Source organism: Hydrogenophaga sp., from assembly GCF_030656115.1.
GTDB lineage: Bacteria > Pseudomonadota > Gammaproteobacteria > Burkholderiales > Burkholderiaceae_C > Hydrogenophaga.
The window spans coordinates 35,896-54,842 of sequence record NZ_JAUSOO010000131.1 but is presented as its reverse complement, the minus strand read 5'-3'; the positions used below and the strand labels follow the sequence as shown (position 1 = coordinate 54,842).

The 18,947-nt window shown below is 63.8% G+C and carries 22 protein-coding genes and 1 pseudogene; 13 read left to right on the top strand and 10 right to left on the bottom strand.

Annotation, left to right across the window (positions count from 1 at the left end; translation table 11 throughout):
- From rplF to rplN, 6 genes and pseudogenes are all read right to left on the bottom strand, one after another.
- A partial coding sequence (gene rplF, locus Q7J58_RS17045; protein ID WP_304830604.1) for a 50S ribosomal protein L6 occupies window positions 1-510 on the bottom strand: 510 nt, incomplete at its 3' end.
- Window positions 511-533: 23 nt separating this feature from the next.
- Entirely contained in the window at window positions 534-929 is a 396-nt protein-coding gene (gene rpsH, locus Q7J58_RS17040; protein ID WP_068174940.1) for a 30S ribosomal protein S8, read from the bottom strand.
- A gap of 18 nt (window positions 930-947) precedes the next feature.
- Entirely contained in the window at window positions 948-1,253 is a 306-nt protein-coding gene (gene rpsN / locus Q7J58_RS17035) for a 30S ribosomal protein S14 (RefSeq protein ID WP_304830601.1), read from the bottom strand.
- Window positions 1,254-1,261: 8 nt separating this feature from the next.
- Window positions 1,262-1,801, bottom strand: coding sequence for a 50S ribosomal protein L5 (gene rplE / locus Q7J58_RS17030; protein WP_304830599.1), 540 nt, complete (start codon window positions 1,799-1,801; stop codon window positions 1,262-1,264).
- Between the two features lie 2 nt (window positions 1,802-1,803).
- Window positions 1,804-2,124 (bottom strand): 50S ribosomal protein L24, encoded by a 321-nt coding sequence (gene rplX, locus Q7J58_RS17025; protein ID WP_304830597.1) that lies wholly within the window; start codon window positions 2,122-2,124, stop codon window positions 1,804-1,806.
- Between the two features lie 9 nt (window positions 2,125-2,133).
- Window positions 2,134-2,502 (bottom strand): annotated as a pseudogene (rplN, locus tag Q7J58_RS17020) (50S ribosomal protein L14).
- 333 nt (window positions 2,503-2,835) lie between these two features.
- Between rplN and glpK the strand changes: the two are divergent.
- Both glpK and proC read left to right on the top strand, forming a co-directional pair.
- Window positions 2,836-4,329: a glycerol kinase GlpK gene (glpK, locus tag Q7J58_RS17015; protein WP_304830595.1), complete on the top strand. Its 1,494-nt coding sequence runs from the start codon at window positions 2,836-2,838 to the stop codon at window positions 4,327-4,329.
- Between the two features lie 120 nt (window positions 4,330-4,449).
- Window positions 4,450-5,283 (top strand): pyrroline-5-carboxylate reductase, encoded by an 834-nt coding sequence (proC, locus tag Q7J58_RS17010; RefSeq protein WP_304830593.1) that lies wholly within the window; start codon window positions 4,450-4,452, stop codon window positions 5,281-5,283.
- Window positions 5,284-5,289: 6 nt separating this feature from the next.
- On the opposite strand, the gene Q7J58_RS17005 is transcribed toward proC, so the two are convergent.
- From Q7J58_RS17005 to Q7J58_RS16995, 3 genes are read right to left on the bottom strand one after another with little or no spacing between them, the layout of a single operon-like run.
- Window positions 5,290-6,210: a 4-hydroxybenzoate octaprenyltransferase gene (locus tag Q7J58_RS17005; protein WP_304830592.1), complete on the bottom strand. Its 921-nt coding sequence runs from the start codon at window positions 6,208-6,210 to the stop codon at window positions 5,290-5,292.
- A gap of 17 nt (window positions 6,211-6,227) precedes the next feature.
- Window positions 6,228-7,187 (bottom strand): LysR substrate-binding domain-containing protein, encoded by a 960-nt coding sequence (locus tag Q7J58_RS17000; RefSeq protein ID WP_304830590.1) that lies wholly within the window; start codon window positions 7,185-7,187, stop codon window positions 6,228-6,230.
- Window positions 7,184-7,351, bottom strand: coding sequence for a hypothetical protein (locus tag Q7J58_RS16995; RefSeq protein WP_304830589.1), 168 nt, complete (start codon window positions 7,349-7,351; stop codon window positions 7,184-7,186). The genes Q7J58_RS17000 and Q7J58_RS16995 overlap by 4 nt, the downstream gene beginning before the upstream one ends.
- Window positions 7,352-7,666: 315 nt before the next feature.
- Between Q7J58_RS16995 and Q7J58_RS16990 the strand changes: the two genes are divergently transcribed.
- The 11 genes from Q7J58_RS16990 to Q7J58_RS16940 all read left to right on the top strand — a co-directional run bounded on the left by Q7J58_RS16990 (window position 7,667) and on the right by Q7J58_RS16940 (window position 17,868).
- Window positions 7,667-8,608: a LysR family transcriptional regulator gene (locus Q7J58_RS16990; RefSeq protein ID WP_304830587.1), complete on the top strand. Its 942-nt coding sequence runs from the start codon at window positions 7,667-7,669 to the stop codon at window positions 8,606-8,608.
- Between the two features lie 167 nt (window positions 8,609-8,775).
- On the top strand, window positions 8,776-9,801 hold the full coding sequence (dctP, locus tag Q7J58_RS16985) for a TRAP transporter substrate-binding protein DctP (RefSeq protein ID WP_304830585.1): 1,026 nt from the start codon (window positions 8,776-8,778) through the stop codon (window positions 9,799-9,801).
- Window positions 9,802-9,852: 51 nt separating this feature from the next.
- Window positions 9,853-10,437: a TRAP transporter small permease gene (locus Q7J58_RS16980; protein WP_304830583.1), complete on the top strand. Its 585-nt coding sequence runs from the start codon at window positions 9,853-9,855 to the stop codon at window positions 10,435-10,437.
- On the top strand, window positions 10,434-11,774 hold the full coding sequence (locus Q7J58_RS16975) for a TRAP transporter large permease (protein WP_304830581.1): 1,341 nt from the start codon (window positions 10,434-10,436) through the stop codon (window positions 11,772-11,774). The genes Q7J58_RS16980 and Q7J58_RS16975 overlap by 4 nt, the downstream gene beginning before the upstream one ends.
- Before the next feature lie 17 nt (window positions 11,775-11,791).
- Window positions 11,792-13,444, top strand: coding sequence for a malonate decarboxylase subunit alpha (gene mdcA / locus Q7J58_RS16970; RefSeq protein ID WP_304830579.1), 1,653 nt, complete (start codon window positions 11,792-11,794; stop codon window positions 13,442-13,444).
- 13 nt (window positions 13,445-13,457) lie between these two features.
- Window positions 13,458-13,790: a malonate decarboxylase acyl carrier protein gene (gene mdcC / locus Q7J58_RS16965; protein WP_304830578.1), complete on the top strand. Its 333-nt coding sequence runs from the start codon at window positions 13,458-13,460 to the stop codon at window positions 13,788-13,790.
- Window positions 13,787-14,668: a biotin-independent malonate decarboxylase subunit beta gene (locus Q7J58_RS16960; protein WP_304830576.1), complete on the top strand. Its 882-nt coding sequence runs from the start codon at window positions 13,787-13,789 to the stop codon at window positions 14,666-14,668. The genes mdcC and Q7J58_RS16960 overlap by 4 nt, the downstream gene beginning before the upstream one ends.
- A 16-nt stretch (window positions 14,669-14,684) precedes the next feature.
- Complete coding sequence (locus Q7J58_RS16955) at window positions 14,685-15,395, top strand: biotin-independent malonate decarboxylase subunit gamma (protein WP_304830574.1); 711 nt, start codon at window positions 14,685-14,687, stop codon at window positions 15,393-15,395.
- 11 nt (window positions 15,396-15,406) lie between these two features.
- The gene (gene mdcG, locus Q7J58_RS16950) at window positions 15,407-16,093 is read left to right on the top strand and encodes a malonate decarboxylase holo-[acyl-carrier-protein] synthase (protein ID WP_304830572.1); all 687 of its coding nucleotides are present in this window, start codon (window positions 15,407-15,409) and stop codon (window positions 16,091-16,093) included.
- Entirely contained in the window at window positions 16,090-16,953 is an 864-nt protein-coding gene (locus tag Q7J58_RS16945) for a triphosphoribosyl-dephospho-CoA synthase (RefSeq protein WP_304830570.1), read from the top strand. Before mdcG ends, Q7J58_RS16945 begins: the two co-directional genes overlap by 4 nt.
- 12 nt (window positions 16,954-16,965) lie before the next feature.
- Window positions 16,966-17,868: an acyltransferase domain-containing protein gene (locus Q7J58_RS16940; RefSeq protein WP_304830569.1), complete on the top strand. Its 903-nt coding sequence runs from the start codon at window positions 16,966-16,968 to the stop codon at window positions 17,866-17,868.
- A gap of 316 nt (window positions 17,869-18,184) precedes the next feature.
- Here the strand turns inward: Q7J58_RS16940 and Q7J58_RS16935 are convergent, their stop codons facing one another.
- On the bottom strand, window positions 18,185-18,868 hold the full coding sequence (locus tag Q7J58_RS16935; RefSeq protein ID WP_304830567.1) for a CPBP family intramembrane glutamic endopeptidase: 684 nt from the start codon (window positions 18,866-18,868) through the stop codon (window positions 18,185-18,187).
- Between the last annotated feature and the right edge of the window lie 79 nt (window positions 18,869-18,947).

Sequence of the window (18,947 nt, the reverse complement as noted above, 5' to 3'; positions counted from 1 at the left end):
CACGACCTTTTCATCCGAATAACGGATGCCCTTGCCCTTGTAAGGCTCGGGGGGGCGCACAGCGCGCACCTCGGAAGCGATCTGGCCCACGCGCTGGCGATCGGAACCCTTGATCAGGATTTCGGTCGGCGTCGGGGTTTCCACCTTGATACCAGCAGGCATGTCCATCACCACAGGGTGCGAATAGCCCACGGTCAGGTTGAGCTTGGCGCCTTGCGCCTGGGCTTTGTAGCCCACACCAATCAGCGTCAACTTTTTCTCAAAACCCTTGCTGACGCCGTTGACCATGTTGTTCACCAGCTGACGCATGGTGCCCGACATGGCGCTGGCTTCGCGGGAGTCGTTGACAGGCACAAACGTCAGCGAGCCGGCGTTGTTCTCAATGGTGACCAAGGCGTTTTGCGCCAGAGCCAGGACACCCAAGGTGCCCTTGACGTTGATCAAACCGTCGTTGACGGCCACTTCAACCCCTGCGGGGACGGTAACCGGTTGTTTTCCAATACGTGACATTCAGTAGCTCCTCAATGCCCGCATCAGGCGACGTAACACAGGACTTCACCACCGACACCGGTAGCGCGGGCCTTGCGGTCGGTCATCACGCCCTGGGGCGTGGTAACAATGGCCACACCCAGACCGTTCTGAACCTGGGGAATGGCGTTGCGGCCACGGTAGACGCGCAGACCAGGGCGGCTGACACGCTCAATGCGCTCGATCACAGGACGACCGGCATAGTACTTGAGAGCGATCTCAAGTTCATTTTTGCCGTCGTTGCTTTTGACCTGGAACCCATCAATGTAACCCTCGTCCTTCAGGACTTGGGCAATCGCGGTTTTGACTTTGGACGCTGGCATCGTGACGCTGGCTTTTTCAACCATTTGTGCGTTGCGGATGCGGGTCAACATGTCGGCAATAGGATCACTCATGCTCATTTGTGGTTCTCCTAGTGCTTACCAGCTGGCTTTGGTGATGCCGGGAATTTCACCGGCAAACGCCATTTCACGAACCTTGGCACGAGCCAGGCCGAAGTGGGCGAAGGTACCGCGCGGACGACCGGTGATCTCGCAGCGGTTGCGCTGGCGGGTCGGGTTCGCGTTGCGAGGCAGCTTTTGCAGACCCAGTCGGGCTGCGTCGCGCTCTTCGTCGGTACGCTTCGCGTCGTTGGCCGTAGCCTTCAACTCGGTGTATTTCTTGGCAAACTTGGCGGCGAGTTTCTCGCGCTTGAGTTCACGTTGCAGTAGTGCTTGTTTAGCCACGCGCCACCTCAGTTCTTGAACGGAAAACGGAAACCAGCCAGCAGAGCTTTGCACTCGGCATCGTTCTTGGCGGTCGTCGTGATGCTGATATTGAGGCCGCGCAAGGCATCCACCTTGTCGTACTCAATCTCAGGGAAAATGATCTGCTCTTTGACACCGATGTTGTAGTTGCCACGGCCGTCAAATGCCTTGCCCGAGATGCCCCGGAAGTCACGAACGCGAGGCAGAGCCACGGTCACGAAACGGTCCAGGAATTCGTACATGCGGGCACCGCGCAGTGTCACCATACAGCCAATGGGTTGCTGCTCACGGATCTTGAAGCCCGCGATAGCTTTTTTGGCCTTGGTCACCACCGGCTTTTGGCCAGCAATCTTGGTCAGATCACCCACAGCGTTGTCCATGACCTTCTTGTCAGCAACCGCTTCGCTCACACCCATGTTGAGCGTGATCTTGGTGATGCGCGGGACTTCCATCGACGACTTGTAGCCGAATTTCTCGACCAAAGCAGGCGTGATTTTGTCGCGGTAAATTTCTTGCAAGCGTGTCATGTTTATGCCGCCTTAATTTCTTCGCCACTGGACTTGAAGACGCGCACTTTCTTGCCGTCAGCCAGGAGCTTGATGCCCACGCGATCTGCCTTGCCCGTGGCGCCATTGAAGATGGCAACATTGGACTGGTGGATGGGCATGGTTTTTTCGATGATGCCGCCCGTAATACCCTTCATCGGGTTGGGCTTGGCATGTTTCTTGACGGTATTCACACCCTCAACAACCAGCTTGCTGTCGTCTGCACGCAGAACAACCTTGCCGCGCTTGCCCTTGTCACGGCCGGCAATCACGATGACTTCATCGCCACTACGAATCTTGTTCATGATGATTCCTCAGAGAACCTCGGGTGCCAGCGACACGATCTTCATGAACTTTTCGGTGCGCAGCTCGCGCGTCACCGGTCCGAAGATGCGGGTGCCGATAGGCTCCAGCTTGGCGTTAAGCAACACGGCTGCATTGCCGTCGAATTTGATCAGAGCACCGTCTTGACGACGAATACCTTTGGCGGTGCGAACCACCACAGCGTTCTAAACCTCGCCTTTTTTGACGCGGCCACGGGGCGCTGCTTCTTTGACAGTGACCTTGATGACGTCGCCCACACTGGCGTAACGACGTTTCGAGCCACCGAGCACCTTGATGCACATCACGGACTTGGCGCCCGTGTTGTCAGCAACATCGAGTCGAGTTTGCGTTTGAATCATTTGATTTAAGTCCCAACTTGAATCCTCTCAGCCACCACGGCAGAAAGTGATCAGTCTTGGGCCCGTCGTTGCCGGCTGCACCCCTGGCTTCAGAGAACCTGAGGCCTGAGCACAACCCGCGTCGGTGGGCGGATTACTTCGCCTTTTTAGGGCGAAGCTGCGGATTATTGCACCCAGCACCTTGCGTGTCAACAGGCTCCAACCACTTATTTGCGGCTTTGGACCTGAAAGGTGCTGACAGGCGCCACAGATTTCAGGGTCAACAGCCGATCACACCTTCTACACTGCGTTCCAAGAGAGCCCCCCGTGCAGACCAACCAAGAAGGAACAGGCATGACTTACCTGCTGGCCCTGGACCAGGGCACCTCAAGTTCGCGCAGCGTGGTGTTTGACTGCGATGGTCGCGTGGTGGCCATCGCACAACGCGAGGTTCCCCAGATATATCCGCAGCCCGGTTGGGTGGAGCACGACCCGCGCGACCTCTGGACCACGCAACTGGAAACGGCCCGGGAAGTCCTGAAGAAGGCAGGTCTGGCCGCCCGTGCTGTTCAGGCGGTGGGCATCACCAACCAGCGCGAGACCACCGTGGTGTGGAGCCGACAGACCGGTGAGCCGGTGCACAACGCCATCGTCTGGCAGGATCGCCGCACCGAAGCCACCTGCGCCGGGCTGCGTGCACAGGGATTGACCGACACCGTGCTGCAGAAAACCGGCTTGCGCATCGATGCCTATTTTTCGGGTACCAAGCTCAAGTGGATCCTGGACCATGTGCCCGGTGTGCGTGCGCAGGCCGAACGCGGCGAGCTGGCCTTTGGCACGGTGGACAGCTGGCTGATCTGGCAGCTCACCGGTGGCCAGCGGCATGTGACCGATTTCAGCAACGCCGCGCGCACGATGCTGTTCAACATCCACACCAACACCTGGGACGACGAACTGATGGCCGCGCTGGATATACCCGCCAGCCTGATGCCGCAGGCGCTGCCGTCGGCGGCGCACTTTGGCCATGTTCAGCCCCAGTGGCTGGGCGCAGCGCTGGAAATTGGCGGCGTGGCGGGCGACCAGCAAAGCGCCCTGTTTGGCCAGGCCTGTTTCAGCGCCGGCATGGCGAAAAACACCTACGGCACCGGCTGCTTCATGCTGATGCACACCGGCGAGCGCTTCCAGATCAGCCAGAACGGGCTCATCACCACCGCAGCAGCCCAGCCTGCCGGCGCGCCGCAGTACGCGCTGGAAGGCAGCGTGTTCATGGGCGGCGCTGTGGTGCAATGGCTGCGCGATGGCCTGCGGGCCATCCAGTCCAGCAGCGAGGTGCAAGCACTGGCCGAGAGCGTGCCCGACGCCGGCGGCGTGGTGCTGGTGCCCGCCTTCACAGGGCTGGGCGCGCCCTACTGGCAGCCCGACAGCCGCGGCAGCATCACCGGCCTGACGCGCGGCACGACCCTGGCGCACATCGCTCGCGCCGCGCTGGAGAGCATCGCATTTCAAAGCACCGCCCTGCTCCACGCCATGAGCCGCGACGCGGTGGCTGCCGGCGGCGTGGCGGTGAGCGAACTCCGGGTGGACGGTGGTGCCTGCGTCAACGATTTGCTGATGCAGATACAGGCCGACCTGCTGGGCATACCCGTGGTGCGGCCCGCTGTGATCGAAACCACCGCCTTGGGCGCCGCTTACCTGGCGGGCCTGCACGCCGGGCTGTATGCCGGACGGGACGAACTGGCCCAACAGTGGCGCGCCGAACGCGTTTTTCAGCCACAACGCTCACGGGAATGGGCGGCCACGCAAATGGCGCAGTGGGAACGCGCGATGAGGCAAACCGTCGCGGTCTGAAGCCGCGGTGTCCGGACACAACCAGCTCTGCAACGGGCGACAATGGTGGCCTGCACACCTGAGAGTCTGAGCCGCGCGCCGTCACGCGGCGCCTCAGCACCACACACCTTGGATCACCGCATGAGCACTGCCAACACATCCCATCCCATCGTCACCTTCATCGGCGGCGGCAACATGGCCAGCGCCATCATTGGCGGCCTGATTCGCCAGGGCCACCCGGCCACTGCGCTGCAAGTGGTCGAGCCCTGGGACGAACAACGCACCCGCCTCGCCGAGCAGTTTCCCGGCATGACCGTGCTGAAGGCTGCCAGCGCGGCGCTACAGGGCTCAAGTCTGGTGGTGTGGGCGGTCAAGCCCCAAACCTTCAAGGAAGCTGCAGCGCAGGCTCAGCCATTTCTGGGCGACACACTGCACCTCAGCGTGGCAGCGGGCATCACCAGCGACAGCATTTCTGCCTGGCTGGGCACGTCGCGCACCGTGCGCGCCATGCCCAACACGCCCGCCTTGGTGGGGCTGGGCATGACCGGTCTGTTTGCGCGCCCGGGTGTGAGCGACGCCGAGCGCGCGCTGGTGGAAACCGTGGTGAAAACCACCGGCGACCTGGTGTGGGTGGAGGCCGAAGCGCAGCTGGACGCTGTGACCGCACTCTCGGGTTCAGGCCCGGCCTATGTGTTTTATTTCCTGGAAGCCATGCGCGACGCAGGGGCCCAGATGGGCTTGCCGCCCGAGGTGGCCCAGCGGCTGGCCGTGGGCACTTTCATTGGTGCGGCCACCCTGGCGCAGCGCTCCAGCGAACCGCTGCAGACCCTGCGCGAACGCGTCACGTCCAAGGGCGGCACCACCTACGCGGCCATCACGTCGATGGACGCAGCCGGGGTCAAGGCGAAATTTGAAGACGCGCTGTTTGCGGCCCAGAAACGCGCCGACGAACTGGGCCGCGAATTCGGCAAGTAACCCCCATCAAACACCCAGCACCACGCCCACAAACACCGTAAAGCCCAGCCAGTGGTTGAGGCGAAAGGCCTTGAAGCAGCCTTCGCGGGTGCGGTCCTTGATGAGGCGGTGGTGAGCGACCACCTGGGCGAACGCCACCACCAGCGTGGCGCTCCACACCCAGGGGTCCACGCTGGGCCACAGCGCTGCGGTCCAGATGGCCAGAAAGACGAGGTAGAAGGTCATCACCAGCGGCACATCGCGGTCGCCCAGGGTGATGGCCGACGTCTTCATGCCGATCTTGAGGTCGTCGTCGCGGTCAACCATGGCGTATTCGGTGTCGTAGGCCAGCACCCAAAACAGGTTGCCCACCATCAACAGCCAAGCCAGCGGCGGCACGCTGTGCCACACGCCCGCCCAGAAGCCGGGCGCGCTCCAGGGCGCTGCGCCGCTGAACAACTCCAGCGCCGGGCCACCGCGCACAGCTGCAAACGCCATGGGAATGCCGAAGCTGAAAGCCACACCCAACACCGCCTGTGGCATGGACACGACCCGCTTGGCGTAGGGGTAGAGCAGCGCCAGCACCAGCCCCAGGCCCGACCACACCACCGTGGCCACATTGGTGGTGAGCGTGAGGGCAAAGGCCGCAACAGCCAGCGCTGCGCCCACGCCCAGTGCTTCGCGCGCACCCAGGCGCCCACTGGTGACCGGGCGTTGGGCGGTGCGTTTGACGTGTTTGTCAAACTCGCGGTCGGCCACGTCGTTGACGCAGCAGCCCGCGCTGCGCATGAGGATGGTGCCCGCCACAAACACGACCAGCAAGTGCCACCCGGGAAAGCCGCCCGCCGCCAGCCACAGCGCCGAAAGCGAGGGCCACAGCAGCAGCAGCCAGCCGGCGGGCCGGTTCCAGCGGATCAGGTCCAGGTAGAGCGAGAAACGAGAAGGCATGGAGACAAAAATCGCAGTCATGACAGTCTTTGGACGCCCGGCAGTTCGCACGCATAAATGGCGTTGCGCAGTTCGGCTATGGCTTCGTAGCGGGTGAAGCTGCGGCGCCAGGCCAGCACCACGCGGCGGGTGGGCGCCTCGCCTTTGAACGGCAGGTAGCGCACATACGACGAATCGCCAAAGTCTTGTCCTGGCGTGGGTGAGCCTTCCAGCGCAGAAGAAGGCACCGACAGGCGCGGCACCAGCGTCACGCCCATGCCAGCGGCCACCATGTGTTTGATGGTTTCCAGCGACGACCCTTCAAAGCTCTTGCGGATACCTTCGGTGTCGCTGGAGAAGCGCGCAAACTCGGGGCACACCTCCAGCACGTGGTCGCGAAAACAGTGGCCGGTGCCCAGCAGCAGCATGGTCTCGCGCTTGAGCTCTTCGTTGGTGATATTTTTGTTTTTCGACAACGGATGCGTCACCGGCACCGCTGCCAGAAAAGGCTCGTCGTACAGCGGGGCAATGGCCAGGTTGGTGTCGGGAAACGGCTCGGCCAGAATGGCGCAATCAATCTCACCCAGGCGCAGCTGCTCCAGCAACTTGACGGTGAAGTTTTCCAGCAACATCAGCGGCATTTGCGGCGTGCGGTCGATCACGTGGCGCACCAGGTCGGGCAGCAAATACGGGCCAATGGTGTAGATCACCCCCAGACGCAGCGGGCCGGTCAGCGGGTCTTTGCCACGCTTGGCGATCTCCTTGATGCTCGCCGCCTGCTCCAGCACCGTTTGTGCCTGGCGGACGATCTCTTCGCCCAGCGGCGTGACGGCAATTTCGCTGGCGTTGCGTTCGAAGATCTTCACCTCCAGCTCTTCTTCCAGCTTTTTGATGGCCACAGACAGGGTGGGCTGCGAGACAAAACAGGCTTCCGCCGCCTTGCCAAAGTGCTTTTCGCGCGCCACGGCCACGATGTATTTGAGTTCGGTGAGCGTCATGGGGGTATTTTGCGCCAGAGAGGCGCCAGGCGCAGCGCGGTTGTACCGGTGCCACAGCCAATCGCCAACACCGCTTGATCGTCCGACAGAAAGTCTTGCAAGCGGCGCAACATGGCCTCGCAACCGGCGGCATCAGAGGCTGAAGCGAGGAGAGAAGGCGGCATATGGGGTGTTGGGAACGGAAGCACGAGGGACACCATCGGCAGGACTTGATGCTGCCCATGCCCAGCACCGCAGGGAATTGCGCTCGTTTCGCTCTTGACCTGCAGCCACAAGTCCTTGGACGTGCCGTCCCTCCCAGACAGAAACCCCGGTGCCTTGTGGTGGTTCACCGCCCCATCCACCATCTGCGACATGAACTCGGGTCAGGGGCTGAGGCACACTACCGCCGACACATCGCGCGCAAGATCGCCCCTACGGCCTCCACCTCAACCACCCAGTTCCCCACATTCCCGGAACAGTTCAACATGTCACACGCCATGAACAACTCGCTCGACGAAGACGTCACGTTCCGACGCCTGGAAGTGTTGCTGGCCTTCCTTGAAGAGGGCAATCTGAGCCGGACAGCCGAGCGGCTTGGCTTCAGCACGGTCACCGTCCACCGCGCGCTGCATTCGCTGGAGTCGGGCGTGCGATGCCGCCTGTTTCGACACGAAGGAAGAAACCTGATTCCCACGGATGCAGCGCACCACCTGGCCGACGTGGGTCGGGAGGTGTTGCGCAAGATGCATGACGGCATCCGCACCACACGGGAGGTTGCAGGCTACGCGGCCAACCACATCCGGATCGGATCGCTGTATTCCCTGACGAGCGGCGTGGTCCCCTCGCTCATCATGGGGCTCAAGCTGCGCAAGCCCGATCTGCACACGGAACTCGTCCTCGGTTCCAATTCAGATCTTCTTCAGCGACTGTTCGACGGATCGATCGACTGCGCACTCATGGGAACCCCCGACAAAGCCCAGGACGTGGAGAGCCAGCTGCTGTTCAACGACGAGATTTTCTTTGCGGCGCCGCGCGGAACGCCCTACGACAAGCTCGAAGAGGTGGATCTGATGACCTGCCGCGATGAGTCTTTCGTGAGCCTGACCGAAGGGTTCGTCACGTCCATGCGCTTTGCCGAGGCCTTTCGAATTGCCGGGTATGCGCCCAACGTCGTCATGCAGACCGGCGACATCTTCTCGCTGATGAACCTGGTCGGCGGCGGGATCGGCTGCACCTTGTTGCCCGGGCGGATTCGCGCGGTGTTGCCGGCCCAGGTGAGGCTCATCCCGCTGGCGACGGACTACCGCCTTGAACAGCCGATTTCGCTGAACTTCCTGCGTTCGCGCGAGCGCGATCCCAACCTGCTGTCTTTGCTCGCTGCTTGCCGTCAGTACACCGCTGAGGTCGATCGACCGCCGCGAAGCGCGCACCCGGGTTAACCCTCGATCCTTTCACGCAGCGAAACCATTCGCTGTTCTCGTTGATTGAAGCGTGATCAGGGTCTTCCTACCATTCGATCGTCCAGACGTTTCCTGCCTTGTCCTGGCATGGCAAACGTCGGAACCCGTTCCGGGTCGGAATCGAAATTCACGAGTAGGAGACAACCATGATCAGCAAGACCAAACGCTATTTCACCGTGGCGCTCGCCAGCGCGGCACTGGCCTGCGCCCTGCCAACAGCCCAGGCGCAAACGCAAAGAGTCATCAAAATTTCGCACCAGTTCCCGGCGGCGACCAGTGAGGACGGCGACTTCCGCGACCGCCTGGTCCGCCGCTTCGCCGCCGAAGTCGAGAAGCAGTCCAAGGGCAGCCTGAAGTTCGAGATCTACCCGGGCAGTTCGCTGATGAAAACGAACAGCCAGATCGGCGCCCTGCGCAAGAGCGCGCTGGACATGAGCCTGGTGCCGTTGGCCTACGGTGGCGGCGAAATTCCGGCGGTCAACCTGACCCTGATGCCGACCCTGGTGACCAGCTACGAGCAGGGCATGCGCTGGAAAAACGCGCCGATCGGCAAGGAGCTGGACCGCATCCTGGCCGACAAGAACATCAAGATCCTCACCTGGGTCTGGCAGGCCGGTGGGATCGCCTCGACCAAGAAGCCGGTGGTGTTGCCTGACGATGCCAAGGGCCTGAAGTTCCGCGGCGGCAGCAAGGAAATGGACCAGATGCTGAAGGGGACCGGCGCCGCGGTGACCGGTATGCCGTCCTCGGAAATCTACAGCGCCATGCAGTCCGGCGTGCTCGATGCGGCACTGACTTCCAGCACTTCGCTGATCAGCTTCCGTCTGCACGAATTCACCAAGTTCGTGACGACGGCGCGGCAAAAAAGCTTCTGGTTCATGTTCGAGCCGTTGCTGATTTCCAAGAGCCTCTATGACTCCCTGACGCCGGAGCAGCAGAAGATCGTCAGCGAAGTTGGCGCCAGCCTGGAGCCGTTCGGTGTCGATGAGTCGAAGAAGGACGATCTGCGCATGGCCGAGGTCTATGCGAAGGCCGGGGCCAAGGTGGCCGACATGGATGACAAAGCGTTCGCCGCCTGGCGCACCGTCGCCGAACAGACCGCCTTCAAGGATTTCGCCGAGAACATCAAGGATGGCCGCGCCCTGCTCGACATGGCGCTGTCGGTCAAGTAACCCCAGGGCCGGGCAAGGCCCGGCCCCTCCTTCTTTTTCTCGAGGTGAATCATGAGCCCCGGAGTTTTCATCAGCCGCGCGGTCAAGGCCTTCAACATCGCGACGGGCTACCTGTCGGCCTTTCTGATCGTCGTTTCCAGTGGCGTCCTCGTCTTCGAGGTGGCCGTCCGCTATTTCTTCGCCTGGCCGACCGACTGGGAAATCGAGTTCTGTGTGATGTTGCTGATCGCTTCCAGCTTCCTGGCTGCCGCACACACCCAGCTCAACCGTGGCCATGTGACCATCGAAATCCTCGACGAGGTCATGCCGAAAAGCTGGACCCAGTGGCGTCTGGCGCTGACCGATCTGCTGTCTTTCCTGTTCTGCGCCTTCATCACCTGGAACTGCTGGCATCTCTTCTACGAAGCCTGGGACGAGGGGCGCATGAGCGACACCTCCTGGGCGCCGAAGATGTGGCCGGTGTTCGCCACCATGGCCGTCGGCATGACCTCGCTGACACTGCAGATTTTTGTCCAGTTCATCGAGGACTCGTTGCCGCAAGCCATGCGCTCGCACCAACCGCCGGCGCAGCACAACGCCGCCGTCCAAGTGGCCATTGAACGCATCCAGCATGACGAACAAGGAGCCACCAAATGAGCGTCGCACAAATGGGCCTGATGTACGGGCTGGCCACCTTCGTCTTCCTCTTCTCCGGCATGCCGATCGCCTTCGCCCTGGGCTCGGTGGCGGTGCTCTTCATGTATTTCTTCATGCCGGCCCCGCAGTTGTCGATCATTGCGGAAACCATCTTTTCCGAACTCAACAGCTTCACGCTGCTGACCATTCCGCTGTTCATCCTGATGGGCGCGGCGATCGGCAAGTCGCGCGCCGGCGCTGACCTCTACAACTCGCTGAACCGTTGGCTGTACAAGGTGCCGGGCGGTCTTGGGCTGGCCAATACGCTGGCCTGTTCGGTGTTTTCCGCCATGTGCGGTTCGTCGCCGGCCACCTGTGCCGCCATCGGTTCGGCCGGCATCCCGGAAATGCGCAAGCGCGGCTATTCCGAGCGCCTGGCCACCGGCCTGATCGCCGCCGGCGGCACGCTGGGCATCCTGATCCCGCCGTCGCTGACGCTGATCCTGTATGGCCTGGCGACCGAGCAATCGATCGGCAAGCTGTTCATGGCCGGTGTCGGGCCCGGCCTGCTGCTGACCGCGTTGTTCTCGCTGTGGGTGGTGTACAAGGCCTGGGCGGAAAAGACGGAACGCCTGGCCAGCCACAAGGCGAGCGGCAGGGTCGCCGAGCCCTTGGAGTTCTACAGCTGGAAAGAAAAGCTCGAAATCCTGCCGCGCCTGCTGCCCTTCCTCGGTTTGATTCTGGTTGTCATGATCGCCCTCTACGACGGCTGGGCGACGCCCTCGGAAGTCGCCGGCATCGGCGCCTTCGGCGCCATGCTGATGGTCATGGCCATTTACGGTTGCTGGCGCTGGGCCGACATGAAGGTGATCCTCTCCGGCACCGCCCGCGAGTCGTCCATGATCATGCTGATCATCGCCATGTCCTTCCTCTACACCTATGTGATGAGCTACCTGCACATCACCCAGTCGGCCGCCACCTGGCTGGTCGCGCTGGGCATGGGCAAGTGGGAGTTCCTGCTCTGGGTGAACGTGATGCTGCTGGTGCTCGGCTTCTTCCTGCCGCCGGTGGCCATCATCCTGATGGTCACCCCGGTGCTGCTGCCGGCGCTGGTCGCCCTCGACATCGACCTGATCTGGTTCGGCGTGATCATGACCATCAACATGGAAATGGGCCTGGTGACGCCACCGGTTGGTCTCAATCTTTTCGTGATCAGCGGCATCGCGCCCGACGTCAAGCTCAAGCAGATCATGTGGGGCACCCTGCCTTTCCTCGGGTTGATGGCGCTGGGCATCGTGCTGCTCTGTGTTTTCCCGGAGATTGCCACCTGGCTGCCATCGCAATACGCCGGCGCTTGAGTGACGGAAAGACCATCATGAACGCACCCCAATCCCGCGAGTGGGACAGCCTGCGCCAGAGCCGCAGCCATCGCCTGGAACGAGTGGCTGCCATCGGCCTCGGCCAGGTGGTTCCGGCCGAGCGCATCAGCGAGCTGCTGGAAGCCGTCATCCAGCCCGGCGACCGCGTCTGTCTGGAAGGCAACAACCAGAAGCAGGCCGATTTCCTGGCCCAGGCGCTGGCCGACTGCGATCCGGCCCGCCTTCACGACCTCCACATGGTCCAGTCGGTCCTGGCGCTCCCGAGCCACATGGACCTGTTCGAGCGCGGCCTGGCCAGCCGTCTCGATTTTTCCTTCAGTGGCCCGCAGGGCGCCCGGCTGGCCAGCCTGGTGCAGGAGCAGCGCATCGAGATCGGGGCGATTCACACCTATCTCGAACTGTTCGGTCGCTACTTCCTCGACCTGACGCCCAACGTCGCGCTGATCGCGGCCCAGGCGGCCGATGCCCAGGGCAACCTCTACCTCGGGCCGAACACCGAGGACACGCCGGCGATCATGGAGGCCACCGCCTTCAAGGGCGGCATCGTCATCGCCCAGGTCAATGAACGCCTCGACCAGCTGCCGCGCGTTGATGTGCCGGCCGACTGGGTGGATTTCACGGTGCTGGCGCCGCGTCCGAACCACATCGAGCCCTTGTTCACCCGCGACCCGGCGCAGATCACCGAGATTCAGGTGCTGATGGCGATGATGGCGATCAAGGGCATCTACGCCGAGTACGGCGTGAAGCGCCTGAACCATGGCATCGGCTTCGACACGGCAGCCATCGAACTGCTCCTGCCGACCTACGCCGCCGACCTCGGCCTGAAGGGCAAGATCTGCACGCACTGGGCGCTCAACCCGCACCCGACGCTGATTCCGGCGATCGAAGCCGGCTTCGTCGAATCGGTGCACTGCTTCGGTTCGGAAGTCGGCATGGACGCCTACATCTCGGCCCGCTCCGACGTGTTCTTCACCGGCGCCGACGGCAGCATGCGTTCCAACCGCGCCTTCTGCCAGACCGCCGGCCTCTACGCCTGCGACATGTTCATCGGTTCGACGCTGCAGATGGACCTGGCCGGCAACAGCTCGACGGCCACGCTGGGCCGCATCACCGGCTTCGGCGGCGCGCCGAACATGGGTTCCGACCCGCACGGCCGGCGCCACGCCAGCCCGGCCTGGCTGAAAGCCGGGCGCGAGGCCTACGGGCCCAACGCCATCCGTGGCCGCAAGCTGGTGGTGCAGATGGTCGAAACCTTCCGCGAACACATGGCGCCGGTCTTCGTCGAAGAACTCGACGCGTGGAAGCTGCAGAAAATGATGGGCGCCGAACTGCCGCCGATCATGATCTACGGCGACGACGTCAGCCACATCGTCACCGAGGAAGGCATCGCCAACCTGCTGCTCTGCCGCTCGCCGGAGGAGCGCGAACAGGCGATCCGCGGCGTTGCCGGCTACACCGCTGTCGGGCTGGCGCGTGATCACCGCATGGTCGAGAACCTGCGGGACCGCGGGGTGGTCCGTCGCCCGCAGGACCTGGGCATCGACCCGCGCCAGGCCACGCGCAACCTGCTGGCCGCCCGCAGCATGCGCGACCTGGTGCGTGCTTCGGGCGGCCTCTACCAACCGCCCAAGCGGTTTCGCAACTGGTGAACGGGAGAATCACATGAGTCAGCCTGTGGGCATAGAAGCCCTGGATTTTTCCTACAACGGCCTTCACCCTGTGCCCGCATTCCCCCCCGTGCTGGTGGGGGTGGTGGGCTCAGGCAACCTGGAGGTGCTGCTGGAGTCCGACACCTCCTCGCAGTGCCAGATCCATGTCGAAACATCCGCTCGCGGGTTCGAGTCGATCTGGTCCGCCGTGCTGATGGACTTTCACCGCCGGCACGGACTGGCCGGCGTGAGGCTGTCGATCCACGACATGGGCGCGACACCTGCCGTGGTCAGCCTGAGGCTCGAACAGGCGATGGCCGAGCTGTCTTCACGGAGGGCATCATGATCAGCTACGCCGAGTGTTCGGCGCGTGAGCGCCTGGCCAGACTGCTCGATGCGGGCAGCTTTCACGAGTGGCTTGCGCCGGCAGAACGTGTGACCAGTCCGCACCTGGCCCAGCTGGGCGTGCCTTGTGCATTCGATGACGGCGTGGCCATCGGACGCGCGCAGTTGAACGGGTGCACCGTGTTCGTCGCCGCGCAGGAGGGGGCCTTCATGGGAGGCGGCGTGGGCGAGGTCCATGGCGCCAAACTGGTCGGGCTGCTGCAACGCGCCATCAAAGAGCGCCCGGATGCGGTGCTGCTGCTGGCCGACTCCGGTGGCGTGCGGCTTCACGAGGCCAACGCCGGGCTGATCGCAGTCTCCGAGGTCATGCGCGCCGTGCTCGACGTGCGGGCATCCGGCGTTCCGGTGATCGTGCTGATCGGCAGCGCCAACGGCTGTTTTGGCGGCATGGGCATCGTCGCGCGTTGCTGTGACCACGTGGTGATGAGCGACATCGGCCGACTGGCCATGTCGGGTCCGGAGGTCATTGAAGCCTCCCATGGCGTGGACGAATTCGACGCCCGCGACCGGGCACTGGTGTGGCGCACCACGGGCGGCAAACACCGCTGGCTCAGCGGCGACTGCGACGCCCTGGTCGAAGACGATGTCGAGGCTTTTCGCGAGGCCGCGATCGCCCTGATCGGCATGCGCCGTCCGGTCACGCTGGACGCGCTGCAGGCCGAACATGCCTTGCTGGTCAACCGGCTGCATCTGCTGGATGAAGCGGTTCCCGAGGGTGCCGATGACGCGATCACCCTGTGGGGCCGGCTGGGCGTTGCCCAGGCGGCGCGTGTGAATGACATGGATGTGCAGGCCGTGCGGGCGCTGCGCACTCCATGAGGCAGGAGACCGGAAAATGAACTGGAAACATCTGACCGTGTCCCTGTTTGGTGGCGATCACGGCTTGCACGGCATCGACCAGGACGGCGATTTCCTTCACGGCACCGTCGTGTTCGACGGCATGACGCTCACCGTGATCGGCACAACAGGGCATGCGCCCATTGGGGTGAACCTGGCACTGCGGCAAGCGCGGGCGGTGCTCGACACGATCGTTCAGCACCCGGGGCGGCCGATTCTGCTGTTGATCGATACCCAGGGGCAACAACTTCGCCGCCGCGATGAGCTGCTGGGCATCAACCGTGCGATGGCCCACCTGGGCATGTGCATCGATCTCGCCAGGCGCCGTGGACACCGGGTCATCGGGCTGGTGTACGACCAGGCGCTGTCCGGTGGATTCATCACCTCGGGTCTGATCGCCGATGCCTGCTATGCGCTGCCACAGGCCGAGATTCGTGTCATGCGCCTGCCCGCCATGGCCCGCATCACCAAGCTGGCTCCCGAACTGCTGGAGGAGCTGTCGCACCACAACCCGGTGTTCGCGCCGGGTGTCGAGAACTACTGGGCGATGGGCGGCGTGCGCGATATCTGGACGGGCGATCTGGCGGCTGCCTTGCGTCAGGCACTGGGTGACGCGTCGCGTGACGACCAGCGGGCCACCGATGGCGCTTTGCGTGGCGGTCGCCGCATGGCCGCGTCCGTCGTTCAGCGTGTGCTGGACGCGGCTTGAGGGAGCGGGTGATGCCGCCACTGCGTCGGCACCAACTGGCGTTCGTGACAGCCGACGGCTGGAAGAATGTGCTGGCACGAACATGGGGCGAGCCCATCAAGGCCGGCCTCACTCACTGGGCCGCGCAGGGTCTGCCCGTGGTGGTCACCCGGCAGTTGCCGGCCCGGGCGAACACAGCTGGGCGGATCGCTCTGGGCGTGTGCCTTCCCGAGACCTGGGAGCGCCAGCGGGTCGCGCTTCAACTGATGCCCAAGCAGCTGAGCATGTTCACCGAGTTCCCACCCCTGACCGCGTCGCTTGGGGCGCTGTCAGCCCTCGAACGCAAGGCGATGCGCCATCTCGCGGCCTCGCTGGCCGCCAACCACCTGCAGGCGCGGGTGTACGGCAGCGTCGGGTGGCAGACCGTCACCGGATTGCCCTACCTGCACGATCACAGCGACATCGATCTGTGGCTGGCCGTGAAAGACGCACACGCGGCCGATACCGCCGTCCACTTCCTTCAGCAGGTGGAGGGCCTCAAGCGGCGTGTCGATGGCGAACTGGTGTTCCCGGATGGCTCTGCCGTGGCGTGGCGGGAATGGGCCGCCTGGCGGCAGGGCCGGTGCCAGCGGCTGCTGGTCAAGCACCTGCTCGGTCAAGAACTGAGAGACGCAATGGTGTGTGACAAACGCCAGCTTCAATGGGAGATGGCCACATGAGATCCATACAGCCAGCGCCAACCCGACACGACCGGGCCTGGAGTGCAACGGGCATTGGGCGTGCCGCCACACTGGCGCTCCATGACGAGCTGTGTCTGGCGCCCAAGCCCGGTCTGGTGTCCCTGGTCGACAGCGGCAGCCACGACGACATGGACGGGAACACCTTCATGCGCAGCCTGTTCGCCCTGCGCCATTACTTCACCCGCATTGCCGAACTGGGACATGCCCGGGCACCGTTTTCTGCGTTGGAGCAATGCGGGCTGGAGGCGGAGTCGCGCATGCTCGCCGCCACGGGCGGCGTCAACACGCACCGCGGCGCCATATTCATGCTGGGTTTGCTGTGTGCTGCGGTCGCCGCCGCACAGTCAGAGGGCGCGCCCTTGACGCCTGGCGCGGTCCGCGCTGCGTTGATGCGGCACTGGGGCAAGCCACTGGATGGCCGCCGGACGCGCACATCCAACCTGCCCGGAGGGATCGCCGCGCGGCGGTTCGGATTGCGCAGCGCCTCTGAAGAGGCCGCCCTCGGGTTTCCTGCGGTTTTTGAGGTGGCCGTGCCCAGCTGGGTCCAGGCCCGGCGGGCCGGGCTGCTCGGCGCGCAGCTCAAGCTGCAAGTGTTTTTTGACATCATGGCGGTGCTCGACGACGCCAATCTGGCCCGCCGAGGGGGGCTGGCCGGTCTGCACCACGCACGCTCGCTGGCGCGTGCCTTTCTGGCCAACGGGGGCGCTTCGCACGCAGGCGCCGTTGACGATGCGCAGGCCATTCATCGCGACTTTGTCGCCCGCCGACTCTCCCCGGGGGGGTGCGCCGATACGCTGGCGGCGACCTGTTTTCTGGAGCGGGTCGGGGCGCTGCCCTGACCGCTGGGTGGCATGGGCTACGCATTGTTGTTCTCCGGACAAGGGGCACAGCATCGCCACATGCTGTCCTGGGTCCGCCGTGATCGCCAGGTTGAGCAGGTCGAGCATCTGCTCGGCGCCGATTGGCGCGACCGTCTTGACGATCCGGTGTGGGCAGGAAACAACCGCCACGCCCAGGTGCTGATAACCGGCCTGGCGATGGCCGCCTTTGAGCAACTCGTTGCAGAGGCTGGACCGCCTGCCGTCGTGGCAGGCTACAGCGTCGGAGAGCTGGCCGCGTTCTGCGCCGCCGGTGTGCTGGACCCCGATACGGTCCTGGCGCTGGCTGTGCAGCGCGCGGCCTGCATGGACGCGGCCCATGCCCATCTGGACACGGGCCTGATGGGGGTCAGCAGCGCCAGGCTGGGAGGCCTTCGTGGCCTGTGCGAAGCGTTTGATCTTGATCTGGCGATTCGCCTGGGACCCGAGAGCGGCGTGGTCGGCGGTCCAAACGGTGCGCTCGTGGAAGCGGCGGCCTGTGCTGAGGTGCAGGGTATGCGTGTGACGCGACTGAATGTGGCACTGGCTTCGCACACGAGATGGATGCAGCAGGCCTCGGTCGACTTTCGATCGGTACTGGCAACCCACTCCCTGACGAACCCCCGAATACCCGTCATCAGCAACGCGATGGGCCAGATTCGTGACGCGGCGCAGGCGCTGGATGCGCTGGCAAGCCAGCTCAGCGCCACCGTGCGGTGGGATGAGTGCCTCGATCACATCGAGTCCCGCCGTGTCGACGCCGTTCTGGAACTGGGACCGGGACAGGCGTTGGCCAGAATGTGGAGCGAACGTTTTCCCGACATACCCGCGCGATCGGTCGACGAATTCCGCAGCCTTCCTGCGCTGGTGGACTGGCTGACAGCGCGCCTTCCGTGAGCGGCCTTGCCAGCGCCCCACCAGACGAAGAACACGAGGCGCTCGGTGCCGTGCTGCGCACGGGATGTCCGTGGCGGTTCTGGCCCAGTGCGTTGGTCTGCGACACCGTGGCGGGTGAGGATGCGCACCAGAACGAGCGCGGCCCATGGGGCGAATGCACCGACATCGAACTGTCATCGCCCACAGCGTCGGGAGGCACACACATCGCTCTGTGGCGCCATCGCCCCCAGGACATTGGGGCAGCCACCATTGAGCGCCGGTATCGCAAGCGCTGGCGTATCGAAGCCATGTTCCAGCGGCTTACGCAACCCCATTTTCAGCCACGCTGCGCCCAGACGACAGGCCACAGCAACACCAGTACCGCCACGCTGGCGGTGCTGTGCACGACGATGCCGATCCACGCGCTGCGGTAGTACTTGGAGGGCCCAGCGAACCAGAACGCGTCCAGCACGGCGGCAGGAATCACCCATGGGGTATGCAAGTGGTACAGGGCAAACAACACCCCGTTGACAAGCCAATCCACTCGCCCGAAGGCGTGATTCATGCGCGGAAGAAGAAAGCCACGGAAGAGCAATTCTTCACCCAGCACCGTGTTGAACACCAACATCACCGCCACCACCCCGTACCAGATCCAGTTGCCGGCAAAGAATGCACGCCCAGCATCGGACTGGAGAAAGACCCCGAAGTCGCGCCAGGGGCTGTGGTCTGGCTCGGGCAATGCCCCAGACAGCCAAAGGCCGGCCATCAACGGGAGACACACCAGCCACAGCAGGCCACCCCTGCGGCCGGTACGCGGATGGGTGGGTGCATGCAACCACAGTGCGTCCTTGAGCGTTCTCCACCGCAGGTTGCCGCGCTCGCCCCATACCAACGCAGCCACCAACAGCCCCTGCCAGACCAACCCAAGCGTGAGTCCCCCGATCAACCATTTCACCCATGCAACGTTGCCCTCTTCGGGCGTTGCACACAATGGCACCACCACCCAGGCCATCAGCGCCATTGGCAACGCCGCAGCAGCCCAAACCGCCAACACCTGCCACCGTGAGTACTGCGGCATGGGTTAGCCGCTCACCCATGCC